The organism is Achromobacter sp. (assembly GCF_032113835.1).
Classification (GTDB): Bacteria; Pseudomonadota; Gammaproteobacteria; order Burkholderiales; family Burkholderiaceae_B; genus Achromobacter.
Map to the genome: position 1 here is coordinate 20,009 of NZ_DAMCTG010000002.1, position 22,656 is coordinate 42,664.

Genomic DNA, 22,656 nt, shown 5'->3' on the forward strand with positions numbered 1-22,656 from the left:
GGATCAGCAGGACGGTGCCCACGACGCGCAATCTATCCGCATCCCGCGTCCTGCGCAACCGTGCGGCTTGCGCAGCGATGAACGCAGCCGCCGCCATGGTAGGCTCTTTGCCTGCCAGACCTCGCCGGCCACACAGCCCGGCCGGCCTCCTCCGACAAAGCGATCCTCATGATGCTGCGACCGTTCCATCTGCTGCTTGCCGCGCTGGCGCTATCGCCCGCCCTCCATGCCCAACCCGCTGAAAAAGGCTCCGCCTGGACGCCCCCTGGCCCCACCGCATGCCGCTTTTCGGGCTGGACGACCAATGACAAGCCGGCCATCCCGGTGCGCGCATCGGCGACCGCCAGCGGCAAGCAGGTTGGCGCGCTGCCCACGACGCGTGGCGACAGTCCGGATCCCGAGGTTGACCTGTACAGCGTCACCTTCGACGTGACCGAGGCGCGCGATGGTTGGCTGAAAATCAAGAACGCCAGCGACGCCATGAGCGGCAGCGACCGCAGCCCGCCGCGGCCCGTCTATCAGGGCGAAGGCTGGATCGCCGCCAGGGACGCGCAGGTCGGCATCCAATCGGCGCGGGGTTACGCCCGCCCGGACGCCGGCAGCGAACGGCTGCTGGACCTGGGCGACGACTGGTTGACCGAACGCGCCACCTTGCGCGGCATCGTGGCCTGCGACGGCGAATGGCTGCTGCTCGATTACGAGATGCGCAACAGCGCCACATGGGAACGCCTGGCCGAAAAAGACCGCACGCGCGGACGCGCATGGTTTCGCGGCGTGTGCGCGTCGTCCGAGACGACTTGCGACATGCGGTCGGTCGATCAGTAACGGACGCTACCGCCGTTCCAGCGGCCACACTTCCACGACGCCGTGCGCCACCGCACACGGCGTGCGGGACACCTTCTCGATGGCCTCGGCCAAATCGGCCGCTTCGATGACGGCAAAGCCTGCGAGCGGCAGCGGCGCGTTCAGGTACGGTCCCTGCGCCGTTTCGACGCCCGCCGCGTCCGGATTGCGCACCTGCACCGGCGTCCCCGCAACGCCCATCAGCACGCCCGCGTCCTGCAGGGCGGCATCGTGCGCATGGGCAGCATCGCGAATGGCTTTGTCCGTGCGGTCATAGCCCTGCTGATCGCCATAACCGATCGTGATGAACATTGGCATGGTCTTCTCCTGTGACGTGGCGGGCGCGCTCCGCCCGTCCCGCAGGTTTTAACACTGCCCCAATGCATGCGTGTCCGGCCGCCGCGCGGGTCGCAAGCGCTGCGCGACCCGTTCGGCATTACCCGTCATCCGGGCTGTTTCAGCCTTGACACGTTACCGACCAACCAATAGATTGGCCCGACGCTTAGCCTAGTCAGACGCCCATGCTCCCTACCCCGATCGCCCCAACAGGCGCAGCCAGAACCGACAATGCCGGGGATGCGTACCGCACCGAACGCGTGGGCGCCCAACTGCGGGCGGATCGCGTCGCGCGCACGCCGCCGACGCCGTTCCAGCGCATCTACGCCACGCGCGCCCCGGCCCTGCCGGCCAGTGCCGCGCAACGCCCCCGGGTTCCCGCAGATCACAACGTAGCGCCGCCAGCGGAACTGCTGCACGACGACTACACGGCGCACTGCTTGAAGCTTGCCGTCCAGGCGTTTCACGCGCAGCTGGCAAGGCTGGACGCGCGGACGGCTGCGGCGAATCAGGCCGTGAAAGACGAACAGACCCGCCTTGAAGCGCGTGCCGAGGCGGAGCACGATCTGGGCACGATCGACGCGCTGCTGCTGCTCCAGTCGTATCGGAATGCCGCCGGGATCCCTGCCGTGCTCGCGCCCGCGCTGCCGGCCGTCACGGGCGCATCGCCGCTGACAGTCGCGCCGGTTGCCGCGGCCGCCAAGGCACGGAGCGCAGCGGAACATGCCGGCGTCGCCGACTACACGCCCCGCAGGCCACGCAAGCCCATCCCTGACGACCTGTCCCGATAGCCTTTATGCTCGAACTCCCCCACACCTTTCTCATCGAAGGCAACGCCATCCGGTGGAGCAAGCTTGGCAACGGTCCCCCGCTGGTCGCCATCCATGGCACGCCGTTCTCGTCACAGGTGTGGCGCAGGATCATCCCGCTGCTCGCCGACCGCAGAACCGTCTATTACTTTGATTTGGCGGGCTACGGCGCCTCCGAGATGCGGGACGGCCAGGACGTGTCGCTGGGTGTGCAGAACCGGATACTGGCGGCGCTATTCAACGAATGGCAACTGGACCGCCCGGATGTCCTGGCCCACGACTTCGGCGGTGCGACGGCGCTGCGCGCGTACTACCTGAACGGGCTGCGCTACGCATCGCTGACGATCTTCGATGCGGTGGCGCTGGCGCCGTGGGGTTCGCCCTTTGTGCAGCATTTCCGCCAGCACGAGGCCGCGTTTTCCGGCATGCCGGATTACATGCACCGGGCGCTGTTGAAAGCCTACCTGCAGACGGCCGCGCACAATCCGTTATCGGATGAGGCGCTGGACGTGTACAGCCACCCGTGGCTGGGACCCGTCGGCCAGCCGGCGTTCTACCGGCAGATCGCGCAAATGGATCAGAAGTACACCGACGAGGTGCAGGGTCTGTACGGTCGCATGGATTGCCCGGTGCAGGTGCTGTGGGGCGAAGAGGACGCGTGGATCCCGCACGAGCGCGGCGAAACCCTGGCGGCATTGATTTCGGACCGGCCGTTGATATCCGTGCCGAATGCCGGTCATCTTGTGCAGGAAGACCGTCCCGAAGCCATCGTGGCCGCGGTATTCAAGCAGCTTGGCGAGCGCTGAGCGGAGCGTCCTCCTACCCCCTCACCCGCGCCGGATTTCCCACCACCTTCGCCCCTGCCGGCACGTCGCGCGTGACCACGCTGCCCGCGCCGATGATGGCGTCATCCCCTACCGTGACCCCCGGCAGGATGATCGCGCCGCCGCCAATCCACACCTGTTTGCCGATGTGCACGGGACGCCCGAACTCCAGCATCGCGCGGCGCTGCTCGGCGTCGTGCGGATGGTCTGCCGTGTAGATCTGCACGGCCGGGCCGATCTGCGTGCCATCGCCGATCGTGACTTGCACGACGTCAAGGATCACGCAGTTGAAATTCATGAAGACGTTCGTGCCCAGCGAGATGTTGTAGCCGTAATCGCAATGAAACGGCGGGCGGATCAACGCGCCCTCGCCCACGCTGGCAAGGCGTTCGCGCAGGAGCGCGTGCCATTGTTCGGGCGGCTCGCCCAGCAAGGCGTTGTACCGCTTCATCCATGCGCTGGCGGCAAGCTGGTCCGCCTGGATCTCGTCGTCGGCAGCCGTGTAGAGGTCTCCTGCCAGCATCCTTTGCTTCTGTGTACGTGTCATGGTTGATCTCCTGTCCGGATCAGCCAGCATACCGAAGATCGCCGGCCTAGGCCGCCTGCGGCACGACACCCACGTAACGTCCGCGCGGCCGGATGACTTGCGCCACGCTGAGCTGCTCCAGGCAATGCGCCAGCAGGCCGATGCTGCGCGCGGTGGCAAACAGCCCGAAGGCCGCGTCGTCCGGCAGTCCGCAGTGCGCCGCCAGCGCGGCCAGCGCCACGTCGATGTTGGGATGCAGGCCAGTCAGTTGCGTGGCCTTGCCGATGAAGCGCGTAATGACCTCGGCTGGTTCGAACAAGGCCAGCAGCGCCGCCGCGCGCGGATCGCCATCCGGATACAGATGATGGCCGAAGCCCGCCAACGGCAATCCCGTGGACAGGTAATGCGCGATCACCTGATCCTCGCCCTGGCGCGCCACGTCGTCGAACAGCGCCTTGACGCGGCCGGAAGCGTCGCCATGCAACGGCCCGGACAAGGTGGTCAGCCCCGACAACAGGCACGCCGGCAGCGATGCGCCGGTGGATGCCGCAATGCGCGCGGCAAACGCGGAGCTGGTCAGTTCGTGGTCCACCAAAAGGACCATCGCGGTGCGCAGCAGTTCGGCAGCCTGCGGCGACAGCTTCCAGGCCTGCGCAAACCGCAGATGCAGCGGCCGCTTGCCGGGTTGCGCGCCAAAGGCGTTGGCCAGCTGTCCGACCAGGCTCTGGCATTCGGTGTGCAGAACGCGTGTCATGCGGCCGTGCGTGGAGTGGCCGGTGGCGGCCAACGCGGCCAGTGACGTGAACGCCGCGACGCGGCCCGGCGATGCCACGCGCGCCGTACAAGAAAAATCCGCCTGCTGGTCCGAGCTCCACAGCAATTGCGCAGCCTCTTCCAGACTGGCCGAACCGGCCAGCGTGACCGCGTCATGGCCGCGGTAGTACAGGCGTTGACGATGAAAGGTGGAGATTGCGGTGGGAATGCTGGGCTCGGCGCCAAACAGCGTGTTGGTGGCCAGCGTTTCGTGCTTGCGGCCAGCCTGCTTGCGCTTGGCCAGCCCCGCGACGTCTTCGGCGCGGTAAAGGCTGCGGCGAGTGTCGGCCGGGTCCGCCATGACCTCCAGCTTGCCGCGGCTGACGTAGGCGTAGATGGTCTGCGGCCGCACGCCCAGCTGGCTGCACGCTTCGGCCATTGAAATCCAGGTGCCCATGATCTTCTGTAGCAAAGTTTATATGTTGATTTTATAGATCAATATTGCTTTACAAATCAATCATTAAATACCATGGACTCCATGTTCAACGCGGACCCGCAGCCGGTCCCCCCATCAGAGCCGAACCAATATGAAGCCTCAGGTCCTGCAACTCAATCCCATCCTGATCCCGGCGGTCAATGACGAGCTTGCCTCGCTGTACCAGGTGCACAAGTTCTTCGAAGTTTCCGATCAGGCCGCCTGGCTGCGCGAGCACGGCGCTCACATCCAAGCCGTCATCACCGGCGGCCACACCGGCATCTCGCGCGACATGCTGGAACAGCTTCCCGGCGTGAAGGTGGTGGCGGTCAATGGCGTGGGCACCGACGCGGTGGACCTGGCGTATTGTCGCGGCCGCGGCCTGCCGGTCACCGCCACGCTGGGCGCGTTGACCGAAGACGTCGCCGACCTGGCGATCGGCCTGCTGATCGCCGCCTGCCGCAACCTCTGCGCGGGCGATCGCTTCGTGCGCGAGGGCCTGTGGGAGCAGTTTCCCTCGCCCAGCGCCATTCCGCTGGCGCGCCGCTTCAGCGGCATGCGCGTGGGCATCGTGGGCATGGGCCGCGTAGGCCGCGCCGTCGCCACGCGGGCGGCGGCCTTCGGCTGCCAGATCCGCTACACCGACCTGCGCGCCATGGACGACGTGCCGCATGAATTCGTACCGGACCTGATCGCACTGGCCCGCGCGTCGGACGCGCTGGTGCTGTGCGCCGCCGCCGACAAGGCCGAGGGCATCGTCAATGCCGCCGTGCTGGACGCGCTGGGTCCGCAGGGCTTCGTGGTCAACGTCGCGCGCGGCCGGTTGGTCAACGAGGCCGATCTGACCGAGGCGCTGGTCGCCGGCCGCATCGCGGGCGCGGGACTGGACGTCTTTGTGGACGAGCCCCGCGTGCCGCAGGCGCTGCGCCAGTCCGATCGCACCACGCTGCAGGCGCACCGCGCCAGCGCCACGTGGGAGACGCGCGCCGCGATGGGCCAGATGGTGCTGGACAGCATCGCGCAAGCCCTGGCCGGCGAGCGCCCGGCGATGAGCCTGACGACCTGAGCCACCCGGCGCGCATAGAAGATGTCCATGACAGACCTCGCCTTTCCCGTCCTCGCGCCGACCACGTTGCCGATCGCCGGCAGCGCAGCGCGCTTTCCCGTCGCGCGCGTGTTCTGCATCGGCCGCAACTATCGCTGGCTGCCTGACGAACCGCGCCCGGCCGAGATGCCGGCGTGGTTCATGAAGCCCGCCAGCGCGGTGTTCCCGGCCAGCGGCGCATTGCCCTATCCCGCGGACACGGCGGACTACTGCCATGAGATCGAGCTGGTCGTGGCGATTGGCCGCGGCGGCAAGGACATCGCTGCCGATGACGTCGAAGCCCGCCATATCTGGGGTTACGCAGCGGGGCTGGACATGACGCGACGCGATCTGCAGCAGCAGGCCAAGCGCGCGGGCGGTCCGTGGGAGCCCGCCAAGGCCTTCGATCATTCCGCGCCGTGCACCGCCATTGTGCCTGCTGACGCGTGCGGCCATCCGCGCGAAGGCGCGCTGTGGTTGTCCGTCAATGGAGAAGACCGCCAGCGCGCCGACGTAGCCGGCCTGCTGTGGTCCGTGCCAGAGCTGGTGGCGATGCTGTCGCGATCCGTGGCCCTGGCGCCGGGTGACCTGGTCTTCACCGGCACGCCCGCAGGCGTCGGTTCTTTGGCGCCGGGCGACGTCGTCAGCGCGGGCGTGACCGGCATCGGGGACCTGACCATGACCGTTGCCGCGCCCCGCGACGCCTGACACGTATTCCGATTCTTTCCACATCAACCGCCATCCAATCCGCCCGAGGAGCCATCCCTTGAACGACAGCACCACCCAGAAAATTGCGCTTGTCACCGGCGCCGGCAGCGGCGTCGGCCGCGTCACCGCCATCGCCTTGCTGAACGACGGCTGGACCGTCGTGCTGGCCGGCCGCCGCGCCGATCCCCTGCAGTCGCTGCAGGCCGAGGCCACCGCGCGCGGCCAGACCGCGCTGGCCGTGCCCACTGACGTCACCCGCCCCGAAAGCGTCGAAGCGCTGTTCAACACCATCGAAAGCCGCTTCGGCCGGCTGGACCTGCTGTTCAACAACGCCGGCGTCAACGCGCCCGCCGTGCCGATGGACGAACTGCCGCTGGAAAAGTGGTTCAACGCCATCAACACCAATGTGACGGGCGTCTATCTGTGCGCGCGCGCCGCCTTCAAGCTCATGCGCCGCCAGACGCCGCAGGGCGGCCGCATCATCAACAACGGCTCCATTTCCGCGCACACGCCGCGTCCCTTTACCGCGCCCTACACCGCCAGCAAGCATGCGGTCACGGGCCTGACCAAGTCGCTCGCGCTGGACGGCCGCGCCTACAACATCGTGGCCGGCCAGATCGACATCGGCAACGCGATGACGGAGCTGTCCGAGCGCATGACGCGCGGCGTGCTGCAAGCCAATGGCACGGTGGCGCCGGAACCCATGATGGACGCCGTCCACGTCGCGAAAGCCGTGCGCCACATGGCGTCGCTGCCCCTGGACGCCAACGTCCTGACCATGACCGTCATGGCCAGCGCCATGCCCTTCGCCGGGCGCGGCTGAGGCCTTATCCGCGCCCCGGGGTGCAGCACACCCGGGGCGCCTCACAGAGTTGACTGAAGTTGACCACCCCGAGGAGACAAGCATGACCTTCACCACGCTGGCCAAGACCCTGGCCTTTTCGGCAGCCCTTGCCGCCGTGCCCGGCCTGGCCGCGGCGCAGAACTACCCCACCCGTCCCATCAGCATCATCGTGCCGGCCCCGCCGGGCGGCGGCATCGACATGATTGCGCGCGTCGTCGGCGAAAAGCTGTCGCAGTCGCTCGGCCAGCCCGTCATCGTCGACAACCGGCCGGGCGCCTCCAACAACCTGGGCACCGCGCTGCTCGCCAACGCCAAGCCCGACGGCTACACCATCGGCATCGTGGGCGGCAGCCACAACATCAACAAGTACCTGTTCAAGAATCTGGGCTGGGATCCGCAAAAGAGCTTCGAGCCCATCGTCTACACCCATGAAATTCCGCTGGTGTTCTCGGTCTATCCCAAGATCCCGCCCAAGACGCTGCCGGAACTGGTGGACTGGATGAAGGCGCATCCCGACGAAGCCAAGGTCGCCACGTCGGGCCGCGGCAGCGCGCAGGAAATGGCCGCCGAGATGTTCCGCATGGTCAGCGGCGCGCCGATGCTGCTGATCCCGTACAAGGGCTCGTCCGCCGCGCACCCCGACCTGCTGGCCGGCCGCACGGTGCTGTACATCGACACGCTGAGCGCCATGCAGGAACAGGTCAAGGCCGGCAACGTGCGCGCCGTCGCGGTGTCGACGGCCAATCGCACCAAGGCCCTGCCCGACGTGCCGACCGCGCAGGAGCAAGGCCTGAAGGGTTACGACGCCAACACCAATGGCGGCTTCCTTGCGCCGGCAGGTACGCCCAAGGAGATCGTCGCCAAGCTCAACGCCGAGATCAACGCGGTCCTCAAGCAGCCGGCCGTGCGCGCCAAGCTGGAAGCCGCGGGCATCGAAGTCCAGGGCGGCACGCCGCAGGAGTACGCGGCGGTCATCCAGTCGGACCTGGACAAGTGGGGCAAGGTGGTGAAGGAAGCGAAGATCGAGGCAGAGTGATATCCGCCACGCATGCAAACGGGCGCGGCTAAGCCGTTGCCCTTTGCGTGTGCAGGGACGCGGTCCGATGGAGCCCGGATCGCGTCCTTTCTGTTTTTGGCGCAAGAACCCCGGGCTGGCACTACGCCGTCCGCCGCAATCCCATCAGCGACCGTGACAGCCGGCTCGCCGCCGCAAGCACCGGCTCCTTGAGATCAAGCAGCACGCTTTCGGTCAGGCGCGAGATCGGCCCCGAGATGCAGATGGCGCCCTGCAGCGTCCAGTTGATGCCGTAGACCGGCGCCGAAATGCTGGAGACCTCGGCATCGCGCTCGCCCAGCGAAATCATGTAGCCCGCGCGGCGCACGGATTCATAGGGCTCGCCCGGTTCGCCGGAAAACGCCAGCAGCACCCGCCCCGGACTGCCCAGCTCAAGCGGCAGCGCCGCCCCCACCCGCACGTGATGCCGGATGGACTTGGGGCCTTCAACCCGCGCCATGCAGATGCGCTGCTTGCCCTCGCGCACGTAGAACGTGGCGCTTTCTCCCGTAGCCGCCGACAGCTCGCGCAGCACCGGCTGCACGATCTCCGCAATGTTGAACGTGGCCTGGTAGCAGGCGCCCAGCCATCCGGCCGCGCGCGCCAGGCGCCATGTGCCGTCCTCCCGTTGCGCCAGGTAGTCGTCCATGGCCAGGGTGCGCGCCAGACGCAACACGGTTGAGCGATGGCAGCCGGTCCGCCGGCTGAGTTCGGCCAGCGACAGGTGCGTGTCGTCCACGCCGAACGCGGCAAGGATGCTCATTGCGCGGCGCACCGCCACAACGCCTTCTTCTACCGGGGCGTCGTCCGGGTTTCCGCCCGGATTCGGAGCCGATTCATCGTTCATGGTACGCAACATGTTCCGCTATACGAACCTACATTGTATTGAGCGGAACACGAATTCACAATGCCTCCACCAAAACAATTATTCGGAGACAACGATGAAGCAGATCGCGCGCGTCCTGTCGGGCCTGGCCCTGGTGTGCATGAGCAGCCTGAGCGCCGCTCAGGACTATCCCAACAAACCCATCCGCCTGATCGTCCCCTTCCCGCCCGGCGGCGGCACCGATGTGCTGGCGCGCGAGGCCGCGATCAAGGTCGGCGCCAACACCGGCTGGAACATCGTCACGGAAAACCGCCCGGGATCGGGCGGCAACATCGGGGTCGACACGGTGGCCAAGGCGGCGCCGGACGGCTACACGCTCGTGTTGGGACAGACCAGCAACCTGGCGATCAACCCGACCCTGTACGCCAAGCTGCCCTACGACCCCGAAAAAGACCTCGCCGCCATCGGGCTGGTCGCGGACGCGCCGCTGGTGATCGTGGTGCCGGCGACCTCGCCGCTCAAGTCTTTCGAGGACATGATCGCCGCCGCCAAAGCCAAGCCCGGCGCGTTGAACTACGCCAGCTCGGGCAACGGCACCGTGGCGCATCTGGCGGCCGTGCAGTTGCAGAATGCGGCCGGCATCAAGCTCACCCACATTCCGTACAAGGGCGCGGCGCAGGCCTCCAATGATCTGATCGGCGGGCAGATCGACATGTACTTGTCGTCGGTACCCACGCTGATTGGCCACGTGCGCAACGGCAAGATGCGGGCGCTGGCGGTGACCTCGACGCAGCGCGTGCCTGACATGCCCGACGTACCCACCGTCGCCGAGCGCGGCTTTCCCGGCTTTGAGGCGGTGACCTGGTTCGGCCTGGCGGCGCCCGCCGGCACGCCGGCCGACATCGTGCAGCGCCTGAATGCGGAGTTCAACAAGGCGCTGCAGGCCAAAGACCTGAGCCTGAAGTACCAGGAGCAAGGCGCGCGGGTGCTGACCAGTTCGCCCGAGGCATTCGCCACGCTGATCCACGACGACCGCATCCGCTGGGGCAAGATCGTCAAGGACTCGGGCGCGAAGGTCGAGTGATCCGCCATGCAAGCCCGCTACCCGTATTCCAGCGGCGCGTCGCGCTCCGCCATTGCCGTGCCGGACGGCGCGTGCGACTGCCACATCCACGCGTATGACGCGCGCTACCCCGCCGCGCCCGGCGCAAGGTTGTCGCCGCCGGACGCCACGATGGCGCAGTACCGCGAGATCCAGGCCCGGTTGGGAACGCAGCGGGCCGTGCTGGTCACGCCTTCCACCTACGGGGCGGACAACCGTCCGATGCTGGACGCGATGGCGCAGTTGGGCGGGCAGGCGCGCGGGGTGGCGGTGATCGATGGCAGCGAGACCGATGCGCAGCTTCAGGCCATGCGCGACGCGGGCGTGCGCGGCATCCGTCTCAATCTTTCCCTGGGCGTGACCAGTTCCGCCAGCCAGATCGTGCCGCTGGCGCAACGCGTCGCACCGCTGGGTTGGCATCTGCAACTGCTGATGGCGCCCGACCAGCTGGCAGAGCTGGCGCCGGTACTGCAGGACCTGCCCGCACCCATCGTGTTCGACCACATGGCGCGGCTTGCGCCGCACGATGCCGGCGCGCATCCGGCCCACGCCCTGGTGCTGCGGCTGCTCGAACGCGGCCGCGCGTGGATCAAGCTGTCCGGCGGCTACATCGTCAGCCCGCGGCATTCCGTTGAAGACCCGGCGCTGGACGCGCTGGCCCGCAGTTATCTGGACGCCAATCTCGAGCGCGTGGTGTGGGGCAGCGACTGGCCGCATGCCTCGGCGTCGGCCGGCATGCAGCCCATGCCCGACGACGCGCGCCAGCTAGAACGGCTGGCCGAGTGGACCGGCCGCGAACAACTGAGCCGGGTCCTCGTGCACAACCCGGCAGCCCTGTACGGCTTTCCGGCATGAACAAAAAGCATCATCGGAGACAAACCATGCGAGACCCCCACACCCTCACCCGCCGCAGCTTCCTGGCCGCCACCGCGGCGCTGGCGGCGAGCGCCGCCTTCGGCGTGCGCGCCTCGCAGGAATGGCCCGGCGGCAAGACCATCACCTGGGTGGTGCCGTATCCGGCGGGTGGCAGCACCGACGTGCTGGGCCGCGCCATCGCGCAGCAGCTCGATGCCTTGCTCTCGACGCGCGTCATCGTCGACAACCGCCCGGGCGCCACCGGCACCATCGGCGCGGCCCGCGTGGCACGCGCCGAAGCGGACGGCCTGACCTTGCTGGGCACGTCGATCGGTCCGCAGGCCATCGCGCCGCACGTCATGGGCAAGCTCACGTATGACCCCGTCGCCGACTTCGCGCCGGTCATCATGATCGGCACCATTCCTCACCTGCTGGTCGTGGGCAAGGCGCAGCCCTACAAGACCGTGGCCGAGCTGATCGCCGCGGCGAAAAAGGCGCCGGAAAGCCTGGCCTATGCGTCGGGCGGCACCGGGACCATCCTGCACATGCAGGGTGAACTGCTGCAGCAAAAGACCGGCGCCCGCTTTCTGCACGTGCCCTACAAGGGCGACACCCCCGCCTTGCAGGACACATTGGCCGGCCAGGTGCAGTTCGCCTTCATTCCGGCCGCCGCCGCGTTGCCGCATGTGCAGACCGGCGCGCTGCGCGCGCTGGCCGTCACGTCCGCGCAGCGCCTGCCAGCGGTTGCCGACGTGCCGACCATGGCGCAAGCCGGTTTCGACGATTTCGTGGTCGAGCAATGGCAGGCGGTCTTTGCGCCGGCCGCGACCCCGGCCCCGGTGATCGCGCGGCTCAACACCGACATCGGCCGCGCGCTGCAAAGTCCCGCGCTGCTTGCGCTGGCCGAACAGCTTGGCATCACGCTGGCCGGCGGCACGCCGCAGGCCCTGGACCAGACGCGCAAGGCGGACTTCGACAAGTGGGGCAAGGTCATCCGCGACGCCGGCATCAAGCCCGCCTGACCGCCCCCGCATCCCTCTTCACCTTTTGACAGGAACACTCATGACCACTCCGGACATCATCAAGGACTTCCCCCGCGTCAGCGCCGATATCGTGCGCCGCGCCGCGGAACTGCAACCCGCCATCCTGGCCGACGTGGCCGGCCGGCGCGGCGCACTGAACGGCCGCATCCGTCCGCTGCATCCCGGCATGAAGGTCGCCGGGACCGCGTTGACGGTCGAGGTGCGCCCCGGCGACAACCTCATGATCCACGCCGCGATTTCGCTGGCCAAGCCGGGCGACGTGCTGGTCATCGACGGCAAGGGCGACCTCAGCGCCGCGCTGATGGGCACCATCATGATGAACGCCTGCCGCAAGCTGGGCATCGCCGGCGTGGTGATGGACGGCGCCGCGCGCGACACGGTCGAGATCATCGAGATGGACTACCCGGTGTTTGCCGCCGGCACCAATCCCAACGGCCCGACCAAGAACGTGCCCGGCCGCATCGGGCATCCGATATCCGTGGGCGGCGTGACGGTCAATCCGGGCGACTTCATCATTGGCGACGCCGACGGCGTGGTGGTGGTCGAGCGCGAGAAGATCGAAGGCCTGCTGCCCGCCGCCGAAAAGAAGGTGCGCGACGAAGCCGCGCGCATCGCCGCGATCCAGGCGGGCGACACGGAAGCGAAGTGGCTCAGCGCCGCGCTGCGCGCTGCCGGCGTCCTGAAGGAAGGAGAGTCGCTGTGAACACCGCTGCCACGGGCAAGCCGGCACTGGTCGTGACCGCGGCGGATCTGGCGCCGGAGGCGCTGGCGCTGCTGCAGGACTTCTCATTGATCTTCGCCGGCAAGACACCCACTGAAGACGACATCGTGGCGCTGTGCCGCGAGCACAACCCGGTCGCCATCATCGTGCGCTACAGCAAGGTGGGCGCCGCGGCGATGGACGCAGCCCCCGCGCTGCGCGTGATTTCCAAGCACGGCAGCGGCACCGACACCATCGACAAGACCGCCGCCGCCGAGCGCGGCATCCAGGTCGTGGCCGCGGTGGGCGTGAACGCCGCCGCCGTCGCCGAACAGGCGCTGGCCCTGCTGCTGGCCTGCGCGAAGTCGGTGGTTGGTCTGGACGAACGCATGCGCGCCGGCCATTGGGACAAGTCCACGCACAAGAGCCTGGAACTGGGCGGCAAGACCATCGGCCTGATCGGTCTGGGCGCCATCGGCCGGCGCATGGCGGCCATGGCGCACGGGATGGACATGCAGGTGATCGGCTTCGACCCGTACGCCAAGGACCTGCCGGACTACATCCGTACCGTGGACCTCGATGCAATCTGGCGCGAGGCCGACGTGGTGTCGCTGCACTGCCCGCTGACCGACGACAACCGCGGCATGGTCAACGCGCAGACGTTGGCGCAGTGCAAGCCCGGCGTGATCGTGGTGAACACGGCGCGCGGCGGCCTGGTGGACGAGGACGCGCTGCTGGCCGCCGTGCGTTCGGGCCAGGTGCGGGCCGCGGGCCTGGACAGCTTTGCGGTCGAACCCATGTCGGCAGGCCATCCGTTCCAGACGGAGCCGCGCATCATCCTGAGCCCGCACATCGGCGGCGTGACCAGCGCCGCCTACGTGAACATGGGCGTGGCCGCCGCGCGCAACGTGCTGGACGTGCTGGGCCGCGCCGGGTCGGCTGCCTGAGTACTCGCCCAGTCCGCAACGACGGAGAACCTGGGCATGAAAGCGGAATAATCCATACAAAACAAGAGAGGAAGACAATGACGCAACAACTTCGCACCCAGCTTCGCCTGCGCCGCGCGGCCTTGGCGCTTGCCGCCGCCCTGCCGCTGCTGGCGAGCGGTCTCGCCCAAGCTGCGGATGCCGCTGACACGTGGCCCAGCCGTCCGGTGCGCGTCGTCGTGCCCTACGGCCCCGGCGGTGCGGTCGATGTGGCGACGCGCAAGATGGCGCAGATGCTTTCGACGCAGACCGGCCAGAGCTTCATCGTGGAAAACAAGCCGGGCGCCACGGGCACCATTGGCGTGAATCAGGTGGCCCGCGCCGCGCCCGACGGCTATACGCTCGTGGCCAACGACACGACTTATTCGCTGCTGCCGCACATCTTCAAGCAGTTGCCCTTCGATCCGGCCAAGGACCTGCAGCCGGTCTCGGCCTTCGTGTTTGCGCCGATGGCGTTGGCCGTGTCCAACGACAGCCCATACCGCAAGCTCGATGACCTGATCGCCCAGGCCCGCGCGAAGCCCGACATGATCACCTACGGCTCCGGCGGGCCGGGCACGACGCCGCACTTTGCCGCCGAAGGGCTGGCGCTGGCCACGAAGGTCAAGTTCATGCACGTGCCGTTCAAGGGCGCGGCGGAGGCCACGCAGGCGGTGCTGGGCAAGGTGATCGACTTTCAGTTCGCCTCCACCACCGGCGTGATGGGCGCCGTGCAAGGCGGCCAGCTTCGTCTGCTGGCTATCAGCGGCGACAAGCGGCTGGCGGTGCTGCCCAACGTGCCGACCTTCACCGAAGCTGGCGTGAAGGATTTTGGCGTGGTCAACTGGACCGGCCTGTGGGCGCCCAAGGGCACGCCGCCGGCGGTCACCGAGCGGCTGCAACGCGAGATCGCCCGCGCCATGGCGTCGGAAGAAATGCAGACGTTCGCCACCAAGATGGGCGCCGAGCCGCGCGTGACCGATGCCGCCGAGTTCGGCCGCATCCTGGCCGACAGCGGCGTGATGTGGGGCAACGTGGCGCGCAACATCGGTTACGACGCCAAATAAGAACAGGGAGACACCATGTTTTTTCTGCAAGCGCCTCAGGTCGAGTCGTTCGAGGTCTGGTCGCCCATGCCCGACCGGTTTCGGCGTGCCGAACGCAGCGACTGGGCCGATGCCAACCGCGGTGGCGCCATTGCCGACTCGTTCCTGGAAGGCCCGGTGTTCGACCGTAGCGGCAATCTCTACGTGACCGACATCCCGTGGGGCCGCGTCTTTCGCATCGCCCCGGACCGCGAATGGTCGCTCGTGGCGGAATACGACGGCGAGCCCAACGGCATGAAGTTCCTGGATGACCGGCGGCTGCTGATCACCGACTACAAGAACGGGCTGATGGCGCTGGACGTCGCCACCGGCACAATCACGCCCCATCTCGCGCGCCGCAACAGTGAGCGATTCAAAGGCGTGAACGATCTGATCTTCGACGCGCAGGGCAATCTTTACTTCACCGACCAGGGTCAGAGCGGCCTGCATGATCCTTCGGGGCGTCTGTACCGCCTGCGCCCGGACGGGCAGCTCGATTGCCTGCTGGACAACGTGCCCAGTCCCAACGGCGTCGCGCTGTCGCCCGACGGCAAGGTGCTGTACCTGGCGGTGACGCGCGGCAACTGCGTATGGCGCGTGCCGCTGATGGCGGACGGCAGCGTCAGCAAGGTGAGCCAGTTCTTCACGTCGTACGGCCCAAGCGGCCCGGACGGCCTGGCGGTCGATAGCGAGGGCAACCTGCTCGTATGCAATCCCGGCCTGGGTTATGTGTGGCAGCTCAATCACCGCGCCGAACCCGTGACGGTGTGGCGCAGTCCGAAAGGCATGTCGACCACCAACCTCGCCTTTGGCGGTGAAGACAGGCGGACCCTGTTCTGCACGGAATCGGTTAGCGGCACGATCCTGGTCGCGCGTGCGCCGCATGCCGGAACGGCGCTGTTCCAGCCGTAATCCCTTCCCGGCCGTAACCCCGAATATTGCCAAGGTAACAGGGCGTTAAGCGCCCTCTTACCCCGTCCTTCGGCGTACGTTGCAGGAAAATGCGGGGATTCTCGGGCGCGGGCGCAAACATCTCTGCGAATCGCGGGGCGACGGCTTCGTTACACGGCCGCCGTCCCGGCCACACTTGCCTTGACACTGTTTGCGCCCCCCTTCTATGGTCGAGGCCGCCAACGATTTGGCACCCGAAATCCCCGTGCAGCCCATCTTGCGGCGCAGGTAAGCGCCCCAAGCAATGGCGCGCGCCGGCCGCATCCGCCGATGGCTGCACATCGCGACAGAGAGAGAAGAAGGACATGGCGTCTACGCGCAAGTCAGAAGGAAAAGGTTTGCGGACGGGCAACGCAGCGGCCGCCGCGTTGCTGGTGACGGCGATCACGGCCGCGTTCGCGGCGATGAGCCCGACGCCGGGCAACGCCGCGCAGGAGAAGGCAGCGCCGGCTGCCGCAGCACCGGCAGCCGCAGCATCGGCAGCCCCAGCGCCGACCGCAGCAAACCCTGCCGCCGCCACGCCCTCAGTCAACGCGCCCGCGCCTGCCGCCGCCACCGCTGCCAGGGTTGCGCCGCCCGACGCCACCGCGGTCATCTACGCCATCCATCAAGTGGACAGCAAGGGCGAACCGTCCGCCAACGTCGCCAACGGCAGCATCGCCACCTACTGGTTCGGACATGCGTTCGAACTGGAAGGCACGCCCTATTACACCGGCTTCATCTGGGAAACCGCGGAACGCTACGGCAAGCCGGGCGAGGACGACGTCGGTCCCATGACGACCGTGAATTTGGCCGAAGCCACCTTCATCCGCGACCCGGCAGCGCCGAAAAGCCCGTGGAAATTCCGTGGCATGGAGCCGACCATCGGCGAATTCGGCGCGTACGAAAGGCCGCCGGAAGTCGACACGCAGCGCAAGCCGCTGGAGTACCGCACGGCATCGGGCAAGTTGATGCTCGCAGTGCCCACCGAGACCTTCGAGAACGGCATCACGATCAGCGGCTACACCCTGCTCGTCTTCACGCCCCCGGAAAAACGCCAGGACGAAACGGGCAATGTGTGGGCCTACGTGGGCAACGTGATCGCAGGCGAGGACAACGGACCGGCCTGTGCGGATGGCGACGTCATGCCGTGTACGCGCAGCGAAGGCGAACTGGTCTTCAGCGCCACCGCTACTGCCGACCTGCCGCGCGTGACGGTGCAGTTCACGGGCAACACGATCTCGGGTCCCGGCAAGACCCGCAAGCTGGGCTCCGGCGACGCCGTCATCTACGCCTACGACGCCACGCGCAAGCAATACGTCGCGCAGTAGCCGACACCACCGCCATCCCGAAGCAACGCGGCCGCTCAGGCCGCAGCTTGCACCTTTGACCCCGCCACTTCCAGCCGATTGCCGCCCAGCGATTTGGCGCGGTAGAGCGCCTGGTCCGCAATTGCCAGCGCGTCCATGATGGTGGGCGTGTCGCCGTCGAAACGCGCAAGCCCGATGCTGACCGTTGCGGCAATGCCGATGTTGTCCATACGGTTCGAGACGGTCACGGCAAAGCGCTCGGCCATCGCCTTGCCCAACGTGTGTGCGCCCTTCGCATCGTCGCCCCAGAGCAGCGCGGCGAATTCCTCGCCCCCGATGCGCGCAAGTATGGTGTCGTGGCCCAGCACCTCGCGTGCGGTTTCGGCGAAGGACTTGAGCACCTGATCGCCCGCCGCGTGTCCATAGCGGTCATTGATGGACTTGAAGTGATCCAGGTCTAACGCCAGCACCGACACCGCGCCGCGCCCTTCCTTGCCGTCCAGGATGCGCGCGCCCTGCTCGAAGAACCAGCGCCGGTTGCCCAGGCGGGTCAGATAGTCGGTCTGCGATTCCAGCAGTAGTTGGCGGTGCGTTTCGTCGCGGATGAGCTTGAGCAGCGTCATCGGCAGCACCACGGAATACAGCACACCCTCGTAGATGGTGAGCTTGCCGGCCAGCGCCAGGACGGGTTGAGAGGCGAACCAGGGCAGGATGAACGCCCGGCTGGCATAAAGGGCCGTATGCACCCCGGCAACGGCCATGACAATGTGGCGCGAGCGCCGCGGCTTGAGCGCCTGGCAGCGGTACACCTCCCAGGCCGTCAGTCCGCTGACCAGCGCAATCGGCACCGAGCTCACATACGTCCACATCACGTCCAGCCAACGCACGCCCCCGATCACCCAGGTCAGCCCCATGCCGATCAGCACGCAGAGCGACGTGCGCACGTAGCGCCGTCCGCTCAATGCGGCGACGCCGTTGAGCACAAGCAGATAGCCGCCGAGGATGACGAGGTTGCTGAGGGCCGCGCCGCTGACGCCGGGCAGGTCGCGACGATACAAGGCCGCCGCGCAGCCGAGGGCCAGCGTGGCGAAGCCTGAAGCCAGGATGCGTAATTCCTTGCTGCGCGTGGGGTTGGCCCGCTGTTCCCAGAACATGAGGCCGGCGCTGACAAGCAGTGTTCCGACTGCCAGCAGGTACAGAGTGAGAAGATCGACGTACATCTCGAAAGTCAGGAGATTTCGCCGAAAACTCGCGGCGGCTGCGGGATTTTACGGTGAAAACGTGTCATTTCACCTTTTCCGGATGCGCTTTTGCGTCATGCCGGGAGGCGCCCGGCCGCGCGCCATCCGGCCCCAAAAATTTGTCCCGTGGACAGATCATTTCCTGATCCGCCCCCCACGCCGACTGACTTCCGATCGCCGGAACTTGCGCGGGCGTCAATCAGCGTGGGCCAGCTGCGCAATCATCCCCGCCGCGCCGCTTCGATCGTCGCGATATCGATCTTCTGCATCGTCATCATGGCCTCGAACGCGCGCTTGGCCGCCGCCTGATCAAGGTCTGTGACCGCCGCCAGCAGCGCCCGCGGCGTGATCTGCCAGGACAGTCCCCATTTATCCTTGCACCAGCCGCAATCGCTCTCCTGGCCACCGTTCGAGACGATCGCGTCCCACAGACGGTCGGTCTCGGCCTGATCGTCGGTGGCGACCTGGAAGGAAAACGATTCGTTGTGTTGAAAGGCGTCGCCGCCATTGAGCCCGACACAGGGAATGCCCATGACGGTGAAGTCGACCATCAGGATGTCGCCCTGCTGGCCCGAGGGATAGTCGCCGGGCGCGCGGTGGACCGTGCCCACCTTGCTGTCCGGAAACGTCTTTGCATAAAAGGTCGCCGCCTCCAGGGCGTCGCCGTCGTACCACAGGCAAACGGTGTTTTTGCTGGCCATCTTGCTCCTCCTTGGCAGGAAAGTGATGCGCTCAAACAGTGCTGCAATGCGCGACGTTCAAGCATAGTTCACGCTGCGCCCGCAGAAAATCGGGCACGCATCGCAGTCGTGCGGGCCCGTGTCAAACGACGATGCGCCCGTCGATGCAGGTCACGGACTGCCCGCCCACGCGAATGCTGCCGCTCGCATCGAACGAGATGCTTAACCTGCCCGACCGCCCGACCACGGCGCCCTGCGTGCTGAGGTATTCCGTGCCGAACTGCGGCACCTGCCCCGCGTCGCGGATGAATGCGGCCACCGAGCCGTTGCCGCTGCCGCATACCGGGTCTTCGTTCGCGCCCAGGCTGGGCGCAAAGGCCCGGACCTCGATGGCCGCCTCCGCGCCTTCGCCATAGGCGCCGTACACGACGATGCCCGCGGCATTGTTGCGGCGGTCGAAGTCGGCCATGCGTGCAAAGTCCGGCCGCAGCGTCAGCACCGCCTGCGCGCTGGGCAATTGCGCAATCGTCCACACCGGGCCCACGTTGACGAGCTTGGGCGCAGGATCGTGCAGCACCGCCGAGCCCAGAATCGCTTCCATTTCATCGACCAGATCCGCGCCAAGCTCGGTGAGGCTGGGCTCCGGCAGTGTGAAGGCAATGAGCGGGCTGCCGCCAGGCGCGTCGGTGACCGACAGTTCGATCAGACCGGCTGCACATTCCTGCACCAGCCTGCCGTCACGAGCCGTGACGATGCCGGCTTCGAGCAGCGCATGGGCAGTGCCCAGCGTGGGATGCCCCGCGAAGGGCAGCTCGGCCTGCGGCGTGAAGATGCGCACCAGGTAATCGGCGCCGGGCTGCGTCGCCGGCAGCACGAAGGTGGTCTCAGACAGATTCGTCCAGTTGGCGATGCGCCGCATCTGCTCGTCCGACAGTCCCTGCCCTTGCAGCACCACCGCGACGGGATTGCCGCGATAGGGTTCACTCGTGAAAACATCGACCTGCTTGAATGGCACGCTCATATCCCGCTCCCTTATTCAATGTCCGGATGCCTGTCGGCCAGCCGTTGGCGGCGCACGCGCAGCGCCTCGAGTTTTTCCTCCAGCGCCGCGATCTCGGCATCGACGTCCTGCACGCTTTGCTCGATGTGCTCGTACGCCTGCTGCAACAGCACCTTGGCCTCCTTGCGGCTGGAGGCCGTCGGCGTTTCGCCGCGCAGCGGCCGGTTGGCCGTTTCGGGCAGGAAGAACGACGTGATAAGCCCAATGACCGACGCCACCATCAGGTAGTACGCGGGCATCATCAGGTTCTCGGTCTCTTCCACCAGCCACGCAGCGACCGTGGGCGTCAGGCCGGCAAAGATGATGGCCACGTTGAACGAACTGGCCAGCGCGCTGTAGCGGATGCGCGTCGGAAACAGCGCGGGCAGCGTGGACGCCATGATGCCGATCAGGCAGTTCAGGAAAACGGCGATCAGCAGCAGTCCCAGAAAGATCAACGCCGTGTTGTCGCTGGCGATGAGAAAGAACGACGGGATCGCCGTGACCAGCAGGCCCAGGCTGCCGGCAAGCAGGAACGGCTTGCGGCCGATCTTGTCGCTGATGAAACCCACCACGGGCTGCACGAACAGCATGCCCACCATCACGACGACGATGATGAGCACGCCATGCCCTTCGGTGTAGCCCAGGCTGCCCGACAGATACGTGGGCATGTAGGTCAGCAGCATGTAGTAAGTGACGTTGGTCACCAGGACCATGCCGATGCTGACCAGCAAGGCACGGCGGTACTTGCTGAAGATCTCGCGGAACGACACCGTCGGCTTTTCCTGCACGGCGTCGCGGTCTTCCTTTTCCATCCGTTCAAGCTGCTGCGTGAAGGCCGGCGTTTCCTCGGCCGCGTGGCGCAGATACAAGCCCAACAGGCCCAGCGGTCCGGCCACAAAGAACGGAATGCGCCAGCCCCAGTCAAGGAACGTCTGCTCGCCCAGCATGGTCTGCAGCAGCACGACCATGCCCGCGCCCACGACGAATCCGGCGATCGAGCCGAAGTCCAGCCAGCTTCCCAGAAAGCCGCGTTGCCTGTCGGGCGCGTACTCGGCCACGAACACGGCCGCGCCGGTGTATTCACCGCCCACGGAAAAGCCCTGCGCCAATTTGCACGCCAAGAGAAGAATCGGCGCCCAGATGCCGATCGTGGCGTACGCGGGAATCAGGCCGATGCAGAACGTGCTGATGGCCATGATGATGATGGTGAGCGACAGCACCTTCTGGCGCCCGAAGCGGTCGCCCATGACGCCGAAGAACACGCCGCCCAGCGGCCGCACGAGGAAAGGCACGGAAAACGTGCCCAGCGCGGCGATGGTCTGCACGGCCGGCGAGGCATCAGGGAAGAACACCTTGCCCAGCGCGAAGGCAACAAAGCCGTAGACGCCGAAATCAAACCATTCCATCGCATTGCCAAGCGCCGCGGCCGTCACGGCCTTCTTGAGCTTGGTGTTGTCGATGACGGTGATGTCGCCGATCTCCAGCGGACGGATCTCTTGCGACGACGTGGGAGTTTCTGCCATGGTGCGACATCCATAAAACGGGACATGCCGATTATGGACCCGATTTTGGCGACGGTCATCGCCCCTCTGCATTGCGGGAGTGGCAGGCGCGCGCCCATAATGCCCCACCCACCTGACGCTCGCCGGAGCCCGCCATGACCGATACCCACCAGCCGCCACTGATCTATCTTGAAGACCTGTCCGTTGGAGACGTCTTCGTCAGCAAGACCCACGCCCTGGACGCGGCGCAGATCATTGCCTTTGCCTCGCAGTTCGACCCGCAGCCCTTTCACCTGGATCCGGACGCGGCGCGCGACACGCTGTTCCAGGGCCTGGCGGCCAGCGGCTGGCATACGGCGGCGCTGACCATGAAGCTGCTGGTCGAAAGCTTTCCCGTGGCGCGCGGCGTCATCGGCGCCGGCGCCGAAGTGGTCTGGCCGCAGCCCACCCGCCCCGACGACGTGGTAAAGGTAACCAGCACGGTGCTGAGCATCACGCCGTCCCGCTCCAAACCCGACCGCGCCATCGTGGTCGTGGAATCGGTCACGTCGAACGAGCGGGACGAGGCGCTGCAGAAACTGACGAGCAAGGTCGTCGTGTTCCGCCGGTCATGATCCCGTCATGAGCCGGCCATGACCCGGCCAGCGGTCCGGCCGCACGCTTATGCCGCCGCGCCCTCCGGCAGCTTGGCGATGACCTTGATCTCGAACTGGAATCCATAGAGCCAGGTCACGCCCACCGCCGTGATGTTCGGGAACGGCGCCTCGCCCCAGAACTCGGGCACCACTTCCCACATGGTCTCGAACTGCGACTGCGGATCCACCATGAAGACGGTCACGTCGACCACGTCGTCGAACGACGCGCCTGCCGCGTGCAGGATGGCGTTCAGGTTCTGGAATGCCAACCGCACCTGCTGACGCAGATCGGGCTCGGGCGAACCGTCGTCGCGGCTGCCGACCTGGCCGGATACGAACAAAAAGCCGTTGGAACGCACGGCCGGCGAGTAACGGTTGCGCTCGTAGAGCGCGTGGCGATGAGGAGGAAAAACGACGTCACGGTTGTTCATGGGGATTCTCCAAGTGATGGGGCTTCAGACCGCCCGCGTTGACATAGGCAAAC

Annotated in this window: 25 protein-coding genes; 16 read left to right on the top strand and 9 right to left on the bottom strand. The window is 66.9% G+C overall.

Annotated features, from left to right (window positions below):
• The first annotated feature begins 168 nt into the window (after nt 1-168).
• A complete protein-coding gene (locus RT697_RS01040; RefSeq protein WP_313696592.1) occupies nt 169-825 on the top strand; it encodes a hypothetical protein in 657 nt (218 codons plus the stop codon).
• A 6-nt stretch (nt 826-831) separates the two neighbouring features.
• Here the strand turns inward: RT697_RS01040 and RT697_RS01045 are convergent, their stop codons facing one another.
• A complete protein-coding gene (locus tag RT697_RS01045) occupies nt 832-1,161 on the bottom strand; it encodes a YciI family protein (protein WP_312428980.1) in 330 nt (109 codons plus the stop codon).
• A gap of 203 nt (nt 1,162-1,364) precedes the next feature.
• Here RT697_RS01045 and RT697_RS01050 point away from each other — a divergent pair, with 203 nt between their 5' ends.
• Together RT697_RS01050 and RT697_RS01055 are read left to right on the top strand one after the other, a co-directional pair.
• On the top strand, nt 1,365-1,970 hold the full coding sequence (locus RT697_RS01050) for a hypothetical protein (protein ID WP_313696593.1): 606 nt from the start codon (nt 1,365-1,367) through the stop codon (nt 1,968-1,970).
• 5 nt (nt 1,971-1,975) lie between these two features.
• Entirely contained in the window at nt 1,976-2,794 is an 819-nt protein-coding gene (locus RT697_RS01055; RefSeq protein ID WP_313696594.1) for an alpha/beta hydrolase, read from the top strand.
• A gap of 13 nt (nt 2,795-2,807) precedes the next feature.
• Here the strand turns inward: RT697_RS01055 and RT697_RS01060 are convergent, their stop codons facing one another.
• Nucleotides 2,808-3,359, bottom strand: coding sequence for a sugar O-acetyltransferase (locus RT697_RS01060; protein ID WP_313696595.1), 552 nt, complete (start codon nt 3,357-3,359; stop codon nt 2,808-2,810).
• Between the two features lie 46 nt (nt 3,360-3,405).
• Nucleotides 3,406-4,548, bottom strand: a complete 1,143-nt coding sequence (locus tag RT697_RS01065) for a citrate/2-methylcitrate synthase (protein WP_313696596.1) — start codon at nt 4,546-4,548, stop codon at nt 3,406-3,408.
• Nucleotides 4,549-4,678: 130 nt separating this feature from the next.
• Between RT697_RS01065 and RT697_RS01070 the strand changes: the two genes are divergently transcribed.
• From RT697_RS01070 to RT697_RS01085, 4 genes are all read left to right on the top strand, one after another.
• Nucleotides 4,679-5,632 (top strand): 2-hydroxyacid dehydrogenase, encoded by a 954-nt coding sequence (locus tag RT697_RS01070; RefSeq protein ID WP_313696597.1) that lies wholly within the window; start codon nt 4,679-4,681, stop codon nt 5,630-5,632.
• A 27-nt stretch (nt 5,633-5,659) separates the two neighbouring features.
• Nucleotides 5,660-6,358 (top strand): fumarylacetoacetate hydrolase family protein, encoded by a 699-nt coding sequence (locus RT697_RS01075; protein WP_313696598.1) that lies wholly within the window; start codon nt 5,660-5,662, stop codon nt 6,356-6,358.
• Between the two features lie 58 nt (nt 6,359-6,416).
• A complete protein-coding gene (locus RT697_RS01080; protein WP_313696599.1) occupies nt 6,417-7,181 on the top strand; it encodes an SDR family oxidoreductase in 765 nt (254 codons plus the stop codon).
• 82 nt (nt 7,182-7,263) lie between these two features.
• Nucleotides 7,264-8,238 carry a tripartite tricarboxylate transporter substrate binding protein gene (locus RT697_RS01085; protein ID WP_313696600.1) on the top strand — a complete coding sequence of 325 codons (975 nt, stop codon included), beginning with the start codon at nt 7,264-7,266 and terminating at the stop codon, nt 8,236-8,238.
• Between the two features lie 121 nt (nt 8,239-8,359).
• Here the strand turns inward: RT697_RS01085 and RT697_RS01090 are convergent, their stop codons facing one another.
• Entirely contained in the window at nt 8,360-9,103 is a 744-nt protein-coding gene (locus tag RT697_RS01090) for an IclR family transcriptional regulator (protein WP_409517387.1), read from the bottom strand.
• A 94-nt stretch (nt 9,104-9,197) separates the two neighbouring features.
• Here RT697_RS01090 and RT697_RS01095 point away from each other — a divergent pair, with 94 nt between their 5' ends.
• The 8 genes from RT697_RS01095 (at nt 9,198) to RT697_RS01130 (ending at nt 17,093) form a co-directional block, all read left to right on the top strand.
• The gene (locus RT697_RS01095) at nt 9,198-10,166 is read left to right on the top strand and encodes a tripartite tricarboxylate transporter substrate binding protein (RefSeq protein ID WP_313696602.1); all 969 of its coding nucleotides are present in this window, start codon (nt 9,198-9,200) and stop codon (nt 10,164-10,166) included.
• A 6-nt stretch (nt 10,167-10,172) separates the two neighbouring features.
• Nucleotides 10,173-11,039 carry an amidohydrolase family protein gene (locus RT697_RS01100; protein WP_313696603.1) on the top strand — a complete coding sequence of 289 codons (867 nt, stop codon included), beginning with the start codon at nt 10,173-10,175 and terminating at the stop codon, nt 11,037-11,039.
• A 26-nt stretch (nt 11,040-11,065) separates the two neighbouring features.
• Nucleotides 11,066-12,061, top strand: coding sequence for a tripartite tricarboxylate transporter substrate binding protein (locus RT697_RS01105; protein ID WP_313696604.1), 996 nt, complete (start codon nt 11,066-11,068; stop codon nt 12,059-12,061).
• 40 nt (nt 12,062-12,101) lie between these two features.
• The gene (locus RT697_RS01110; RefSeq protein WP_313696605.1) at nt 12,102-12,785 is read left to right on the top strand and encodes an RraA family protein; all 684 of its coding nucleotides are present in this window, start codon (nt 12,102-12,104) and stop codon (nt 12,783-12,785) included.
• Nucleotides 12,782-13,729: an NAD(P)-dependent oxidoreductase gene (locus RT697_RS01115; RefSeq protein ID WP_313696606.1), complete on the top strand. Its 948-nt coding sequence runs from the start codon at nt 12,782-12,784 to the stop codon at nt 13,727-13,729. The genes RT697_RS01110 and RT697_RS01115 overlap by 4 nt, the downstream gene beginning before the upstream one ends.
• A gap of 77 nt (nt 13,730-13,806) precedes the next feature.
• Nucleotides 13,807-14,814 carry a tripartite tricarboxylate transporter substrate binding protein gene (locus tag RT697_RS01120; RefSeq protein ID WP_313696607.1) on the top strand — a complete coding sequence of 336 codons (1,008 nt, stop codon included), beginning with the start codon at nt 13,807-13,809 and terminating at the stop codon, nt 14,812-14,814.
• Between the two features lie 15 nt (nt 14,815-14,829).
• A complete protein-coding gene (locus RT697_RS01125; protein ID WP_313696608.1) occupies nt 14,830-15,744 on the top strand; it encodes an SMP-30/gluconolactonase/LRE family protein in 915 nt (304 codons plus the stop codon).
• Between the two features lie 443 nt (nt 15,745-16,187).
• Nucleotides 16,188-17,093: a hypothetical protein gene (locus tag RT697_RS01130; RefSeq protein WP_409517390.1), complete on the top strand. Its 906-nt coding sequence runs from the start codon at nt 16,188-16,190 to the stop codon at nt 17,091-17,093.
• 35 nt (nt 17,094-17,128) lie between these two features.
• Here RT697_RS01130 and RT697_RS01135 read toward each other — a convergent pair whose 3' ends face one another.
• From RT697_RS01135 to proP, 4 genes are all read right to left on the bottom strand, one after another.
• Nucleotides 17,129-18,292 carry a GGDEF domain-containing protein gene (locus RT697_RS01135; RefSeq protein ID WP_313696610.1) on the bottom strand — a complete coding sequence of 388 codons (1,164 nt, stop codon included), beginning with the start codon at nt 18,290-18,292 and terminating at the stop codon, nt 17,129-17,131.
• Between the two features lie 242 nt (nt 18,293-18,534).
• Nucleotides 18,535-19,014, bottom strand: coding sequence for a VOC family protein (locus RT697_RS01140; RefSeq protein WP_312429000.1), 480 nt, complete (start codon nt 19,012-19,014; stop codon nt 18,535-18,537).
• Between the two features lie 121 nt (nt 19,015-19,135).
• Nucleotides 19,136-20,014 carry a PhzF family phenazine biosynthesis protein gene (locus RT697_RS01145; protein WP_313696611.1) on the bottom strand — a complete coding sequence of 293 codons (879 nt, stop codon included), beginning with the start codon at nt 20,012-20,014 and terminating at the stop codon, nt 19,136-19,138.
• An 11-nt stretch (nt 20,015-20,025) separates the two neighbouring features.
• Complete coding sequence (gene proP, locus RT697_RS01150; protein WP_313696612.1) at nt 20,026-21,558, bottom strand: glycine betaine/L-proline transporter ProP; 1,533 nt, start codon at nt 21,556-21,558, stop codon at nt 20,026-20,028.
• Between the two features lie 134 nt (nt 21,559-21,692).
• Here proP and RT697_RS01155 point away from each other — a divergent pair, with 134 nt between their 5' ends.
• Nucleotides 21,693-22,151, top strand: a complete 459-nt coding sequence (locus RT697_RS01155; RefSeq protein WP_313696613.1) for a MaoC family dehydratase — start codon at nt 21,693-21,695, stop codon at nt 22,149-22,151.
• Nucleotides 22,152-22,198: 47 nt separating this feature from the next.
• Here RT697_RS01155 and RT697_RS01160 read toward each other — a convergent pair whose 3' ends face one another.
• A complete protein-coding gene (locus tag RT697_RS01160) occupies nt 22,199-22,603 on the bottom strand; it encodes a RidA family protein (protein WP_313696614.1) in 405 nt (134 codons plus the stop codon).
• Nucleotides 22,604-22,656: the final 53 nt, after the last annotated feature.

Excerpts from the sequence above, each read along its gene's own strand:
- RT697_RS01060 (WP_313696595.1), bottom strand. The coding sequence starts at position 3,359 with ATGACACGTACACAGAAGCAAAGGATGCTGGCAGGAGACCTCTACACG.
- RT697_RS01090 (WP_409517387.1), bottom strand. The coding sequence starts at position 9,103 with ATGAACGATGAATCGGCTCCGAATCCGGGCGGAAACCCGGACGACGCC.
- proP (WP_313696612.1), bottom strand. The coding sequence starts at position 21,558 with ATGGCAGAAACTCCCACGTCGTCGCAAGAGATCCGTCCGCTGGAGATC.
- RT697_RS01070 (WP_313696597.1), top strand. The coding sequence starts at position 4,679 with ATGAAGCCTCAGGTCCTGCAACTCAATCCCATCCTGATCCCGGCGGTC.
- RT697_RS01105 (WP_313696604.1), top strand. The coding sequence starts at position 11,066 with ATGCGAGACCCCCACACCCTCACCCGCCGCAGCTTCCTGGCCGCCACC.
- RT697_RS01100 (WP_313696603.1), top strand. The coding sequence starts at position 10,173 with ATGCAAGCCCGCTACCCGTATTCCAGCGGCGCGTCGCGCTCCGCCATT.
- RT697_RS01145 (WP_313696611.1), bottom strand. The coding sequence starts at position 20,014 with ATGAGCGTGCCATTCAAGCAGGTCGATGTTTTCACGAGTGAACCCTAT.
- RT697_RS01110 (WP_313696605.1), top strand. The coding sequence starts at position 12,102 with ATGACCACTCCGGACATCATCAAGGACTTCCCCCGCGTCAGCGCCGAT.
- RT697_RS01125 (WP_313696608.1), top strand. The coding sequence starts at position 14,830 with ATGTTTTTTCTGCAAGCGCCTCAGGTCGAGTCGTTCGAGGTCTGGTCG.
- RT697_RS01095 (WP_313696602.1), top strand. The coding sequence starts at position 9,198 with ATGAAGCAGATCGCGCGCGTCCTGTCGGGCCTGGCCCTGGTGTGCATG.
- RT697_RS01050 (WP_313696593.1), top strand. The coding sequence starts at position 1,365 with ATGCTCCCTACCCCGATCGCCCCAACAGGCGCAGCCAGAACCGACAAT.
- RT697_RS01055 (WP_313696594.1), top strand. The coding sequence starts at position 1,976 with ATGCTCGAACTCCCCCACACCTTTCTCATCGAAGGCAACGCCATCCGG.
- RT697_RS01130 (WP_409517390.1), top strand. The coding sequence starts at position 16,188 with ATGAGCCCGACGCCGGGCAACGCCGCGCAGGAGAAGGCAGCGCCGGCT.
- RT697_RS01120 (WP_313696607.1), top strand. The coding sequence starts at position 13,807 with ATGACGCAACAACTTCGCACCCAGCTTCGCCTGCGCCGCGCGGCCTTG.
- RT697_RS01075 (WP_313696598.1), top strand. The coding sequence starts at position 5,660 with ATGACAGACCTCGCCTTTCCCGTCCTCGCGCCGACCACGTTGCCGATC.
- RT697_RS01065 (WP_313696596.1), bottom strand. The coding sequence starts at position 4,548 with ATGGGCACCTGGATTTCAATGGCCGAAGCGTGCAGCCAGCTGGGCGTG.
- RT697_RS01085 (WP_313696600.1), top strand. The coding sequence starts at position 7,264 with ATGACCTTCACCACGCTGGCCAAGACCCTGGCCTTTTCGGCAGCCCTT.
- RT697_RS01135 (WP_313696610.1), bottom strand. The coding sequence starts at position 18,292 with ATGTACGTCGATCTTCTCACTCTGTACCTGCTGGCAGTCGGAACACTG.
- RT697_RS01155 (WP_313696613.1), top strand. The coding sequence starts at position 21,693 with ATGACCGATACCCACCAGCCGCCACTGATCTATCTTGAAGACCTGTCC.
- RT697_RS01160 (WP_313696614.1), bottom strand. The coding sequence starts at position 22,603 with ATGAACAACCGTGACGTCGTTTTTCCTCCTCATCGCCACGCGCTCTAC.
- RT697_RS01140 (WP_312429000.1), bottom strand. The coding sequence starts at position 19,014 with ATGGCCAGCAAAAACACCGTTTGCCTGTGGTACGACGGCGACGCCCTG.
- RT697_RS01045 (WP_312428980.1), bottom strand. The coding sequence starts at position 1,161 with ATGCCAATGTTCATCACGATCGGTTATGGCGATCAGCAGGGCTATGAC.
- RT697_RS01040 (WP_313696592.1), top strand. The coding sequence starts at position 169 with ATGATGCTGCGACCGTTCCATCTGCTGCTTGCCGCGCTGGCGCTATCG.